The following is a 13,229-nucleotide window of genomic DNA, read 5'->3' on the forward strand; positions in this document are numbered from 1 at the left end:
CCAAGCCTCAGATGGTTAGAACAGGTAACATCAAAATCTTTTTCGTAAATGTGATTACCCCGGACCAGCTTACATTTTTAAACATAACGAAAGTATCGCAACGATTTATTCTAAAATTATAATATCTTTAAATATAAACATGAAAAAGAAAGAAATAAAGGCTTTTTTTAAGGCGATCAGAGATAGCGATATGCGAACGATATCACTACTTGTCGATACTGATAAAGCGTATATTGATGTTTGTAATTTTACGCCACCTAAAAAAGATGATGGTCAATCCGGACTTCAGGTTGCATTTAAAACGGGTAATTTTGACATTGCCTTATTTCTCATTAAAAACGGTGCAGATGTAAATTTTATCGAGACATCTGAAGTTAATGAATGGAGGGCACCCGTATTGCACGATTGTATACGTGCAACAGTATTTAATTCATATACTTTACAAAAAGACACCCGCATTTTTGACAAAGCATTATCGCTTCTAAAACTGATGTTAACTGAAAAAGCCAATCCAAATGCAATTGACACATACGGTAACAATTGCTTACACAGAGCGCTGTTAGACAGCCGCCAGATGCTTGATAATCCTTCTGCCGATTTCTCAAACGGAATTTTACTAAATCAATTAAGAAGCATATTTAAGGAATTAATACAAGCAGGTGCAGACATACATCAGGCATCTGATAAACGACCAGGTGCACTTGATTTCATGGCCACCTTTCGATTGGAAAAATACGAATTATTGTAATGAAAAAAACCTTACCTAATCAAATAATACTTTTTTCTCTTTGGCATCTTCACCGGCATGTAGCATGCAGTTCCCTGTCAGCATATTCATCTGTTACGGACCATAAAGTTAAACGAAGCATAATTACCATTCGCCCTTTACAACCTACTTTTAAATTCAGTTGGCCGCATATTCGTCAACTGAAAAAATGTATTGCCGAAAGTTGAAATATCAGAATATCCTATACTATAAGCGATCTCTGTAACCATTAGATCTGTATCCTTCAGCAATTTCATCGCATGAATAATCCTTAACACTTTCAAATATTGAATAAAAGATAGATGTCACCTTCCGCATCATATCCGAAACTACTCCTATTGCGGATGAAATGCCGGAATCAACAACGAAGCCCACTCTTCCTGACCAACAACAAAATTTCGTTTCCATCACTGGTTTATGCGGTTAATATCCTGTTCATTTCCTTTTAATTTTTACTGATGATTATTTGATCATTAACAGGTAGTTGATAGGTCTATCATTGGTCAAACTTACCTGTTAACCATGCATCTAAAGTGAGGTAAATATTAATTTTAATAGACAACATATCATCATCATATAAAAAACATTTCGTAACTTGTTTTAAAACAAATTAATAACTTAATTAATAAACAGATATGGGAAAATTAATAAACGGTATATTTGGCGGTTTTCATGGCAAAATCGGCAATCTCGTAGGTTATACCTTAAAGGGTAAATACGTCATCAGAAAAATAGGGAAAAGTTCCAAACCGCTTACTCCGGGCAGAAAAGCAAATTGTCAAAAGATGACCCTCGTCAATGAGATCCTGAGCCCTTCACTCGCTGTGATCCGCATAGGATTCCGTCATCTGGTAGCGGGAACAGACAAAAACGAATACAATGAAGCGGTTTCTTATAATAAAAAGAACGCCATTCAGGGAACCTATCCAAACATCAGCCTGGATTATACAAAGGTAATGATGAGCATGGGACCACTTCCTGCAGCCGTTCGGCCAGGCATCAGTCAAACAGGCAATAAAATCACCTTTAGCTGGGAAGTAATAGCCGGTCAGGTCGATCAATATAAGGATGACCGTGCGATGCTGGTGCTTTATTTTCCACATTCAAAAGAGTCCTTCTACGAATTGATCAGTTCAAAAAGAACTGAAGGCACATATACACTCGAGATCAGTGAGAAACACGCAAACGAATACATGGAAGCCTATATCTCTTTTGTAAAAGACGATGGAAGGGCAGTTTCAGACAGCAGCTATGCGGGTGCTTTAAATGCAGATAAAGAGATCGCAATTTCAGAGAAAACCGATCCGGAAACCAAGCAGTCAAACCGGGATTTCAGTTATGCAGGCCAGGATTTTGACATCATCAGCTATAGGAGCTATCTTTTGGCCTCGGGTATAAAGATCCTGTCGCCCGCCAAAAGGCATCAGAACAAGATCATAACTGATTCCTGGTTTAAATATGTGCTAAAAAACACCGTCAACCAGGAGGTTATTGGCGATTGCTCCCTTAAACTCAAAAAGAACGAGCACTGTATCGCCGAAATGAAGGTCAATATTTTTCCTGCCGAAAAACGCAAAGGTTATGCAAAAGAAGCTGCATCGGCGATGATATCCTTCGTGTTTGAAAAAACAGAAGTGAACCAGATTGTAAAAATCGTGGATGCTCAGGATGAGGCCGCGATCGCTTTGCTGAAAAGTCTGGGCTTTATCGCAGGGGAGTATTTCAAAGACAGTGTCTTTTCAGATGGCAAATGGATTAGCGAATATCAATTTGTGCTGCTAAAAGCGGATTGGATATAGCTTTTTATCTGAAAGAATTACCCCTGCATCTACCGTTTTCCGGGGCTTTGAGATACAGGTGCTTTTTTCTGACTTAAAATAACTTGCTCAAACCTTATAAAGTCCTTATTCAGTTTGAGCAACAATTTTTGTCTTACTGATGGCTCTTTGATAAAAGAGTAGTTGATGCTGTTATAGACTAATTTTTTAATGTCTTCATAGTTGAACTGAGGATACCTGGCGGCTAATAAAACGTACTGCTCCGTTAAATTGGTCCTCAATACTCCTGCATCATCCGAACTGATGACTATCGGTACCTGAAATTCTTTATACAAACTGATTGGATGCCGGTCGCCCTTTATCTTCAAAATGAACTCATTGCTGGTCAGGTTAATTTCTACAGCCACATCTTTCTCTTTCATATACCTCAGCAAGTCGTAGCTTTTTGACTCATAAGGTAAATCCACTCCATGTCCGATACGTGAAGCGCCCGCTTCACGTACGGCAGCATTGATGTGCCAACTCAGTTCTTCTGGTTTGACCAACCCCAGCGTCAGCTCCCCTGCATGCATCGAATACTTCACCTGAGGATATTTATTATGGCAGTATTTGAACATCTGCATGTGTAACCAGTAATCCCGCATTGACACATCGTTATTTTCGGGCGACAAGATATTTACGCCGACAATTAAAGGGTTTTTGCTGGCGGCATCAAATGCGATCAACAACCTTTTAAAGACCTCCGTGGCTTCCAGAATTCTAACCGTATAGGTCTGATACCGCATGGTAAAGGAGTCATCGTCTATTTTTAGCGATTGATGAAGTTTAGTTACCGTATTTAGGCTGAAGTCATCTGCACAGGCTATCACCTCTTTTTTAAGCAGTTCCTGATACAAAGTATCCAGCAACAACCGGCATTGCTCCGCATTATTTTGTTTTTGAACGAACTGAAGGCGGGGATCGAAACTTAAGCTTAAATCGTCCGTTCTGCCACATTTTGCGGAGGCAAGCATCGTCTCTATATAACTGACATTTTCCTGGATCGCCCGTTTTTTTAGCTCCAGCAAACCGGAATCAATATTGTGTTCACTTGCAATGTCAAAATGATTGAAAGAATCAAAGAACTGTCTGTCAGACGGTCCGCTAACCCCATTATAGTCTTTAACCGACCACCTTTGTAATAACCTGAACTTATATTCTTCCAGCAGTCCTTCTTTTTTAATCTCACTTAACCTCGCCCATTCCTGTCCGGCAGAAGGCTTTTTATCGTTGACCTCCAGGGTGGTTCTATTGATAAAGCAATCCTGTGCAATCACATAATTCACAAAGGTTTCCGCATACACAGAACCACTATAGTGGTGATGAAGGTCTCCTCCCTTAGGCATTTGCGAAAAAAAGGCAGTCAGCATTGCAGGATTGTTCCTGATTTTCTCCAGGTATTGATGTACCGTTTGAGCAGAAGTAGAAAAAAACAGTAGCGTAAAGAAGATGACCAGGTACTTTTTCATGAATATGGTTTAGGCAGCTGATTCTGTCCATGCCACAATATTAAGAAAATGATTTATTTAAATGTCATTTCGTGATTTCATTTTTGATATCATAATATTTTTTCCAACCCCGGCGTAGGGGTAAAACTTCATCTCGTTGTCTCATTTTAAAATAAGACAGAAATGAACACATTTTACAACAGAAAAACGCAACCTTCTACTCCTTTCAAAAGCATCATAAAGGCCCTCGGCTTCGCCGGACTTTTATTATCCGGGATGAATGGCTATGCGCAGGACAAGAATCCTGGAAAAATCCACATTGGGTTTGTCTATCCCCTCAGCACCAACGGAACACGTGCTCCTTTAGACACGAATCACTTTTCTTTTCATCTGATAGCCGGCGTATCTTCTGTAGAAACAGGTTTTGCCTTTGCAGGTCTTTCCAATATCGTCCGCAATGAAGCAACAGGAACACAGTTTGCCGCATTCTCCAACCATATCGGTAAAAAAGCCGAAGGATTACAAATTGCAGGCTTCGCAAATACTTATGGAGAAGGTCAGGGTGCCGCTTTTGCAGGATTTGGAAATATTTCCAGAGGAAATGTCAAAGGCGCACAATTTGCAGGCTTCGGAAATATAGCCAAAGCAGTAGATGGCGTTCAATTCGCCGGTTTCTTCAATAAAGCGAGCTCAGTGAAAGGCGCACAGCTTGCGGGTTTCATGAACCTATCGAACAAAGATGTTTCTTGTTCCCAACTGGCAGGTTTTATCAATAAAGCCGAAAATGTGGGCGGTTCTCAGTTTGCGGGATTCATCAATATTGCCAAAAAAGTAAAAGGCGTTCAGGGCGCCGGTTTCATCAATATCGCAGACAGCAGCGACTATCCTATCGGTATCATTAACCTCATCAAAAAAGGGGAAAAAGGAATTAGTGTAACCACTGATGAAACCACCAGTACCATGTTGTCCTTCAGATCAGGTGGAAAAGTATTGTACGGAATTATCGGGATCGGTTATAACTTCAAAAACAAAGATGAAGTATACGCAATGGAGGCCGGTTTCGGTGCACATTGGTTTCAGAGCAAATCCTTCAGGTTAAATACCGAATTAACGGGAATGTCGGTAGAAAGTTTCAAGGCAGGAGAATATTTCAAATCCTCTTTAAAAGTATTGCCTTCGTTCAGGATTGGAAAACACTTCGAGATTTTCGGCGGCCCTTCATTTAACTTCATCAGTACCAATACCGCTGAAGGCAGAGACCTGCACAAAAAATTCATCCACAGCTGGGGAAACAAATGGGGAAATAACCTTCAGGCCTTATACATCGGTTATGGTGGCGGAATTCAATTCATTCTTTAAAACACACAAATATCAAGCTATGAAAAAGATCATTACAGCGATGTTCATCGGTATTTTCCTGATGTCATGCGCCAAAGAAAAACTTACGGCGAACGGGAATAAAATCACAGAAACAAGAACGCCAGGTAACTTTACCGGTGTCAACCTAAGCGGGGCAAAGGCCGTTCAGGTGACTTACGGAACGGAATATAAAGTAGAGATAAAGGGTTCCTCCAACCTGATTCCTTATTTCAAAACAAAGATCATTGCCAACAACCTGTACCTCTCTTATGATAAGGTCAGCGTGCAGCACGATGACCTGGAAATCCTGGTCACCCTGCCTCAAATTAAAAACGCGGCACTCAGTGGCAGTGGCAGAATGGCGATCTCAGGTTCTTTTCCATTGATTGATGAATTGAAAACATCTGTCAGCGGTTCCGGAGAAATTACCGCGCAATCTGTTTTTGAGGTGAAGGACCTGCTAATGAACATTTCGGGCTCCGGAAAAATCGACCTCGAGAAAGTTCTTGCAAAAGAAGCTGATGTGGACATTTCCGGGAGCGGCAATGGCAAAGTCAATGTTCAGGAAGAACTGAAAGCCCGGATTAGTGGAAGCGGAAACCTTTTCTACATCGGAAATCCGGAAATAGATTCGAAGATCAGCGGATCAGGAAAACTCGTTAAACTTTAATCCTAAAGGCCATGGCAACAATTACTTCTATCTGGACAGATTTCATTTCTTTATTCGGAGCAGCGAGAATTAATCTCGATTCCATTGCTTCCGTACAGGAAAAGGCACCAAATATCGTGGCCTATGCACTTCCGACAGTATTCCTGCTGACCATCGTTGAGTTTATCTTCTCCCATTTCGGGGATCATAAAACCTATGAAAAGAAAGAAACTCTAGGTTCTTTACTGGTTGGACTGGGAAATCTTGCCGTGAATCTACTGATGAAGGCGATCCTTATTTACGGTGCCATCTGGATTTACAATTTGTTGCCATGGCGAATGGAAATGAGCTGGTGGACTTTAATTCCCTGCTTCGTACTATACGATTGCTGCAGTTACTGGTCGCACCGCATCTCTCATTTCAACCGCTTTTTTTGGGCTACACATGTTGTTCACCATTCCGCAGAACATTATAACCTGACCGTGGCCTTCAGACAAAGCTGGGTACAGCACTTTAAGACGGTATTTTTTATTCCACTGGCGATGATGGGCTTTCATCCGGTTGTCTTTTTGGTAGCCAGCCAGCTGAGTACCCTGTACCAGTTCTGGGTGCATACAGAAGCAATTGGAAAATTAAACCCTTTTATAGAGAAATACTTTGGTACCCCATCTAATCACCGGGTTCACCATGGCAGTCAGGCGAAATACCTGGACAAGAATTTTGGTGCTACATTTATGATCTGGGACCACCTGTTCGGCACCTTTCAATATGAAGAGGAAAAACCGGTATACGGGCTCACTACCCCATTGGAGAATAAAACAAATCCTTTTGTCCTGAATTTCCACGAATACCAGGACATGCTGGAAGATGTCCGGAAAAGCGATGGAATCAGAGAATGCCTGTTTTTCATTTTCGCCAGTCCGGGAAAGATCTACCTTCATAAGCTGAAACGCGATCCGAAGCAGCAGCCTGAAAGAGAAAGCAGTGGCCATGCGAAGGCAACAGCCATCATACTGATGATCATGCTCCTGTTAAATCAGGTGCTCAATGCCCAGCCTGTTGGGGATGGCCATCCGCTGCCTACCCCTACCGGTAAAAACCTGTTGTTCTTTCTGCAAAGAACTCCGGATGCGAATACCGTGATCTATGAGCTCAATTACAGGGAAGACGGCACATTGGACCCGGAAGCACCTGTTAAGGGTTCCTGGATCAGATATGAAGAGCAGGCGAAGACAAAAGAGCTCAGCAGTATAGAAAAAAAGTTCGCCTATGGCCTGAAATGCAAAGCACTGGGAAACGACCAATATGAGATCCGCCTGGTGGCCTATAAAAAGATGCCAATGTACCTGTTGAAATCGGGAGCAGACAATAAATACCATATCTACATCAAAGATGAAGGAAAAAACCTGCTCCTGAAAAGGGTTTTTGTCAAGGTCAACGGCGGCTCCTTCTGGTTTCCCAAAGTGACCTATATCGATCTGATTACGGCGAACTCCGAAACCGGAATGGAGATTTTAAAAAGAATTAACATTTAAAAGAACAGATTTAACCACCGCCAGTATAAAAGCAAAGGAAACTAATATATTTGAGTAGAATTATACAAGTGAAATTAACCGATCCCGTTTCCGAGCCCCAGTTGCAACGCTATGACGATGCCACCTTTGAGCAAATGTTCAAAACGCATTATAAGGCCCTGCATGCTTATGCCAATGTGATGCTTAAAGATGATGACCTTGCAGAGGAAATCGTACAAAGTATGTTTTTAAAATTCTGGGAAAAGCGGGAGCTGCTCAACATCCAGAGTTCCTTAAAAGCATACCTCTATAAATGCGTTTACCACGACTGCCTGAATCACCTTAAACACGAAAAAATAAAGTTTAAACACCAGGAATTTACCCAACACACCATGGACACCTATCATGAATCCGCTTCGGCGAAAGCAGAGCTTACAGAACTGGAAGTCAATCTGGGAAAGGCTTTGAATGAACTGCCGGAACAATGCCGGACCATATTTCAAATGAGCAGGTTTGAGGAATTGAAATACCGGGAGATTGCAGATCAGCTGGGCTTGTCGATCAAAACCGTGGAAAACCAAATGGGTAAAGCACTGAGGGTATTGCGACTGAAACTCGCAGATTTCCTGACCCTGATTTTATTAGGGATAATGTATTATAAAGATTTTTTGAATTAAGCAAGAACAGCAATGACTGATGAATTATTGATAAAGTTTCTATTGAAGGAAACAAGTGAGGAAGAAAACACAGCCATTCAGGAATGGCTGGCTGCTGACCCTGCAAATATCTCCGTTTTTATTCAATTCGAGAAAATCTGGGAAGCTGGTAAAACACTGGCCCCTACAAGTAAAGTTGACGAAGAAGCGGCATGGAATAAGTTCAGGGAGAAAACAACGAAACTGAAGAAAGAAGCAGCAGTGGTCCTTCCACTAAAGAAAAATTATACCTGGTTAAAAGTAGCGGCCGTATTTGTACTTGCCATCGGTGCATGGACATTGTATCAGCTGCTGTCTCCTGTGGCCTATACCAATCTGACGGCGAGCAATGAAGTACTCATCAAAACCCTTCCGGATGGGTCAGAGCTCACTATCAACAAGAAATCACAACTGAGCTATGCCAGTGATTTTAAAAATGACCGGAGTGTACGCCTGGATTCAGGAGAGGTTTTCTTTAACGTTGCGCATGACAAAACCCGTCCATTTATCATCAAGGCGGATCAGGTATCTGTTGAGGTGGTAGGAACTTCTTTCAATGTAAAACATACGGTTAACAAAACAGAAGTCATTGTCGAAACAGGAATTGTGAAGGTCAGACTGGGTAATGAAGAGATCAGACTGATCAAAGGAGAAAGGGTATCTATCAGCAACGATACAAAAAAACTCCTGAAAGAACAAAGTGAAGACCAGCTGTACAATTATTACCGCAGCAAGCTCTTTGTCTGCAATGGAAATCCCTTAACCGAAGTGGCTGAAGTGCTGAACGAGGCCTATGACGTAAATATTAGCGTAGATCCCGCAGCCAGAAAATACACTTTATTTACCACATTAAAATTAAGCGCGACATTAGAAGAGAACCTAAAGCTCATCTGTGAGACCTTTGATTTAACCTTCTCACGTAACCAACGGGAAATCCTGTTGTCTAACAAAAAGTAATGAACATCAAACTGACCCTTCTGTTTCTTTTTTTATATGGTACCAGTCAGGCCCAGACTAGTGTAAACAGGTATCAGCAAAACCTTTCCAAGCGGGTCAGTTTTGACATCAGGCAGGAAAAGGTGAGCTCCGTACTGAGCAAAATGAGTAAAGCGGGAGATTTCTATTTTGCTTACAATGGGGTTTTATTTTCGCAGGATAGCCTGGTGAACCTGAATGTCAGGAATACACCCGTCCGGGATGTGCTGGATAAAATGTTCGATGGCAAAGTCGATTACAAAGAAAACGCAGAATACATCATTTTGCGTTATGCGGTAAATCACCTGACGATCGAACCGGAAAACATCACCACCGCCGAAAACCTGTACATGATCAGCGGATATGTAGTAGATACCCAAACAGGAAAAAAAGTAAAGCAGGCCAGTGTATACGAGAAAAGATTACTGCAGTCTACGCTGACCGACAATGACGGTTTTTTCAAACTGCGTTTCAAAGGAGAGCATAAAGAAGTGATCCTGAACGCCAGTAAGGAAACTTACAGGGACACGGCACTCGTATTTCTTGCAGATATCACGATTAAACCGGAGTCTTACGATGATCCGGACAAAGAAAAAGGAACCTTTTTCTCCAATGCCATAGAAGATCTGGGCATCGGCAGGTTTTTCATCTCTTCCGCACAACGTTTTCAGAACCTGAATATTCCCAATTTTTTCGCAAACACACCCTTTCAGGCTTCTTTTACCCCCGGATTAAGTTCTCATGGCATGATGAGTTCCAGGGTGGTCAATAAAGTTTCCCTTAATGTGCTTGGCGGTTATACTGCCGGAGTAGATGGCTTCGAAATGGCCGGAATGTTCAATCTAACCAAGGGGGATGCCAGAAAGTTTCAGGCGGCAGGGCTTTTCAATGTGGTGGGGGGCTCTGTAGAAGGGTTTCAAATTGCCGGATTGCACAATGATGTTAGAGGTAAGCTGGATGGTGTGCAGGCAGCGGGTCTGCTGAACGTGATAAAAACAGATGCAAAGGGAGTTCAGATTGCAGGGATCGCCAATATTGTAAGCGGGAATATGAAAGGTGTTCAGGCCGCAGGTATCGTCAATATCGTAAGTAAGAAAAATGACGGAGTCCAGATCGCCGGGGTGGGAAATATCAATTCCAGAGACTCCCGCGGCGTAGCGATTGCCGGAGTCGGAAACCTGACTTCCGGAACTTCTTCAGGCGTACAACTGGCAGGCCTTTTCAATTATGCCAGAAACAATAAGGGTTTCCAGCTGGCATTGATTAATTTCTCTGACTCCTCTACAGGAACGAGCCTTGGTTTGCTCAATTTTGTGGGCAATGGATATCATAAAATCAGTATTTATGCCAATGAACTGACCAATACAAACGTTGCTTATAAGACCGGAAATGCCAACTTATACAATATCATCTTTGCAGGTAAAAACTTTTCAGACTCTTCCAGGGTAGAAACTTTTGGCCTCGGTTTCGGACATGATTTTGTCTTCAATAAACGATTGTCTCTTGCTCCGGAATTGAGCTTTCAGTATTTATACCTTGGAAATTGGAAATACGGCAACACTTTAACCAAGTTTCAATTGAATCTTCAGATTCAGCTATTTAAAGGCTTTACCATATTCGGTGGTCCCTCCTATTCTTATTATAACAGTGAGGCGCCTCCAGGCGCAAGTGCTAAAGGCTACAGACAGGAGATTCCGCCAAGAAAACATCATAATTTTAGCGGAAACAATCAGGGATGGTATGGCTGGAATGCGGGAATCACTATTTTTTAGTCAGCTTTAACTTTGACGACTGATTTCAGGTAGCAACTGCAACAATTCTTTCAAACCTTCGGTAGCGGTCTTTTCGATTCTGATGACCTGTTTGCGGTTTCTTACTTCCGGAATCCTGGGATCAATGATATATCGCGGACTTTGTGAAGGGACGAAATTAATCAAACCTGCTGCCGGATATACGGCCAGTGAGCTGCCAACCAGGACAAAGATATCCGCCGATTCACAGATTTCAGATGCCCTTTCTATCATAGGAACGGATTCCCCAAACCAGACGACGTGGGCACGCAACTGGCTTCCCAGTTCACACCGGTCACCCATCTTGATTTCCCATCCATCGATGGGATAGGTCAGCGCCGGGTTAAGATCGGATTGGGAACGCGTAATCACCCCATGCAGGTGAATTACTTTGGAAGAACCTGCCCTTTCGTGCAGGTCGTCTATATTTTGGGTAATGATGTAAACATCATAGTATTTCTCTAATTCTACCAGGCCACGGTGTGCATCATTGGGTTGCGCCGCCAAAACCTGCTTCCTCCGCTGATTGTAAAAATCCTGCACCAGGTCTGGATTTTTCCGCCAGGCCTCCGGGGTCGCAACATCGTAAACATTATAACCTTCCCATAAGCCATCGGTATCCCGGAAAGTTTTCAATCCACTTTCTGCACTAATTCCGGCACCCGTTAAGACCACTAATTTCTTCTTCATAAGCATTGCTCTTGCGATCAAATATAGCTAAAAAGAGCTGATTTGACCACTTAAACAAGATGCCTCCAAAAGCGCTAAGGTCGAACACAATCATGATCCAGGCAAACATTTGCAAGCCCATAGCAGCGCCGATAAAAACATGCATTAACAACACTCCGATGAGGACAAAGGCCTGCATTTTACCCCACTTAACCCAGATGAGCAAAGGGAAAAACAGTTCTACCGCCAGTGTTCCCCAGGTCAGCAGAGCCGAAACCCATGGATAACTTGCCAGCGCCTTGACAAAAGGGGTCAGATCCGTATAAAACTGAGGCTGGTTGATCGCCTGCCAGATGGCCGTCCCATTCATCCATTCCTGTCCGCCCAGCTTTGAAAACCCTGCAGTGAAATAGACAATACAGAGGTGGATCTGTAACACACGCAGGTACAAATTAAGCCTTTCGGGAACAATGGTTTGTACCTTCTTACTCATCAGCTGATCCAGTGAAAAAACCTTTTGTACCGGAAAAATCAGGGTATAAAACAATAGCGTAAATAGGAATCCATCGAAGCCGAAAGCAAGGAGATTATAGCCATTAAAGACCATCAAATGAATCAATAAACAGATAAAGGTACTTATTTTGGTATAGAGGCCGAACAGCAGAAAGCAGGCGGCAAGCCCGAATACAGCGTAGAGACCGGTCAGAAAGAGGTGTTCATTCCTGATCCCAAAAAATTCGATCACTTTGGGCAAAGACAAAGCATAAGATACGTCCAGAGGTTTTGTGAGCACATCCTGAATGATCCCATGCTGACTAAACAACATGTCCAGCTGATCGAATTCCACCAGAATCTTCGCAAGGATGGTGAGGGCAACGCCAATGCGCAATACCGCAAGTTGCATCGCATGATTGAAGGTAACAGGTTTCATGATACAAATTATTTATAGGTATAAGTTCCGTTGCAGATCTCCCGGAATTGATTTTTCTTCCTGGATAAACGGTATTCAGACATAGTTGGAGGCATGTATTCTCCTATCGAAATATAGGTAGGCCCCGCATTGGGATATTTGGCAAAAATATAAGAAGCCACTACCCTGGACATTAGTTCGTAGGCTTTATGGTTCCTGAAAGTATGGAGTACCGAAGAAAACCGGCAATCCAGGATGTCTCTTCCTGTACCAAAAGCATCCTGTTTAAGGGTTTTATGTCCGATAAGGGTATAGGTTTTAACGACGGTCTGGTTGCCCACATTTGGGGAAAAGAAACTGTAGCCAAAGCCTCCCCCTGTCCAGGAGGAATACCTTAACATGAGGCCGTCAAATACTTTATTATCGGAGAACTTCATCAAACCTGAGCCCAAAACAACGATGCAAAGGTGGAAGAAGAGAAAGCCTTTAAGTAATTTATCTTTCATGGGGATATAATTTTTCAGCGGTTATGAAGTGATGATGAGCATGTATATTGTTTGTAAGCGTTATGCTAATGATCGTTCATGACTTGGGGTTAAAAAAAGGAAGCGGGCCTGGGCCCGCCCCTCAATCAGGG

At 42.5% G+C, this 13,229-nt stretch carries 13 protein-coding genes; 8 read left to right on the forward strand and 5 right to left on the reverse strand.

Annotated elements, in window-relative coordinates; genetic code table 11:
* The first annotated feature begins 139 nt into the window (after window positions 1-139).
* Window positions 140-748 (forward strand): ankyrin repeat domain-containing protein, encoded by a 609-nt coding sequence (locus DBR43_RS16265; RefSeq protein WP_124582654.1) that lies wholly within the window; start codon window positions 140-142, stop codon window positions 746-748.
* Window positions 749-885: 137 nt separating this feature from the next.
* Here the strand turns inward: DBR43_RS16265 and DBR43_RS16270 are convergent, their stop codons facing one another.
* Window positions 886-1,059 (reverse strand): helix-turn-helix domain-containing protein, encoded by a 174-nt coding sequence (locus DBR43_RS16270; RefSeq protein ID WP_255420975.1) that lies wholly within the window; start codon window positions 1,057-1,059, stop codon window positions 886-888.
* Window positions 1,060-1,401: 342 nt separating this feature from the next.
* On the opposite strand from DBR43_RS16270, the gene DBR43_RS16275 reads away from it, so the two are divergent.
* On the forward strand, window positions 1,402-2,565 hold the full coding sequence (locus tag DBR43_RS16275) for a GNAT family N-acetyltransferase (RefSeq protein ID WP_124582656.1): 1,164 nt from the start codon (window positions 1,402-1,404) through the stop codon (window positions 2,563-2,565).
* 29 nt (window positions 2,566-2,594) lie between these two features.
* Here DBR43_RS16275 and DBR43_RS16280 read toward each other — a convergent pair whose 3' ends face one another.
* Window positions 2,595-4,052: an adenosine deaminase gene (locus DBR43_RS16280; protein ID WP_124582658.1), complete on the reverse strand. Its 1,458-nt coding sequence runs from the start codon at window positions 4,050-4,052 to the stop codon at window positions 2,595-2,597.
* Window positions 4,053-4,214: 162 nt separating this feature from the next.
* On the opposite strand from DBR43_RS16280, the gene DBR43_RS16285 reads away from it, so the two are divergent.
* Genes DBR43_RS16285 through DBR43_RS16310 form a run of 6 tightly spaced genes read left to right on the forward strand, consistent with a single transcriptional unit; the run spans window position 4,215 to window position 10,995 of the window.
* The gene (locus DBR43_RS16285; RefSeq protein WP_124582660.1) at window positions 4,215-5,390 is read left to right on the forward strand and encodes a hypothetical protein; all 1,176 of its coding nucleotides are present in this window, start codon (window positions 4,215-4,217) and stop codon (window positions 5,388-5,390) included.
* 19 nt (window positions 5,391-5,409) lie between these two features.
* Window positions 5,410-6,060 (forward strand): head GIN domain-containing protein, encoded by a 651-nt coding sequence (locus DBR43_RS16290; RefSeq protein WP_158622517.1) that lies wholly within the window; start codon window positions 5,410-5,412, stop codon window positions 6,058-6,060.
* 11 nt (window positions 6,061-6,071) lie between these two features.
* Window positions 6,072-7,574 carry a DUF4833 domain-containing protein gene (locus DBR43_RS32960; protein WP_158622518.1) on the forward strand — a complete coding sequence of 501 codons (1,503 nt, stop codon included), beginning with the start codon at window positions 6,072-6,074 and terminating at the stop codon, window positions 7,572-7,574.
* A gap of 50 nt (window positions 7,575-7,624) precedes the next feature.
* Complete coding sequence (locus DBR43_RS16300; protein WP_233603001.1) at window positions 7,625-8,230, forward strand: RNA polymerase sigma-70 factor; 606 nt, start codon at window positions 7,625-7,627, stop codon at window positions 8,228-8,230.
* Window positions 8,231-8,242: 12 nt separating this feature from the next.
* Window positions 8,243-9,205, forward strand: a complete 963-nt coding sequence (locus DBR43_RS16305; RefSeq protein WP_124582664.1) for a FecR family protein — start codon at window positions 8,243-8,245, stop codon at window positions 9,203-9,205.
* Window positions 9,205-10,995, forward strand: a complete 1,791-nt coding sequence (locus tag DBR43_RS16310) for a hypothetical protein (RefSeq protein WP_124582666.1) — start codon at window positions 9,205-9,207, stop codon at window positions 10,993-10,995. The genes DBR43_RS16305 and DBR43_RS16310 overlap by 1 nt, the downstream gene beginning before the upstream one ends.
* Before the next feature lie 6 nt (window positions 10,996-11,001).
* On the opposite strand, the gene DBR43_RS16315 is transcribed toward DBR43_RS16310, so the two are convergent.
* The 3 genes from DBR43_RS16315 to DBR43_RS16325 are packed head-to-tail and all read right to left on the reverse strand — an operon-like array spanning window position 11,002 to window position 13,098.
* Window positions 11,002-11,703, reverse strand: a complete 702-nt coding sequence (locus DBR43_RS16315; RefSeq protein WP_199757069.1) for an SIR2 family NAD-dependent protein deacylase — start codon at window positions 11,701-11,703, stop codon at window positions 11,002-11,004.
* A complete protein-coding gene (locus DBR43_RS16320; RefSeq protein ID WP_124582670.1) occupies window positions 11,663-12,613 on the reverse strand; it encodes an HTTM domain-containing protein in 951 nt (316 codons plus the stop codon). The genes DBR43_RS16315 and DBR43_RS16320 overlap by 41 nt, the downstream gene beginning before the upstream one ends.
* 8 nt (window positions 12,614-12,621) lie before the next feature.
* A complete protein-coding gene (locus tag DBR43_RS16325) occupies window positions 12,622-13,098 on the reverse strand; it encodes a hypothetical protein (RefSeq protein ID WP_124582672.1) in 477 nt (158 codons plus the stop codon).
* Window positions 13,099-13,229 lie beyond the last annotated feature (131 nt).

Origin of the sequence: Pedobacter sp. KBW06 (genome assembly GCF_003852525.1) — a bacterium.
In the GTDB taxonomy this organism is placed as follows: Bacteria; Bacteroidota; Bacteroidia; order Sphingobacteriales; family Sphingobacteriaceae; genus Pedobacter.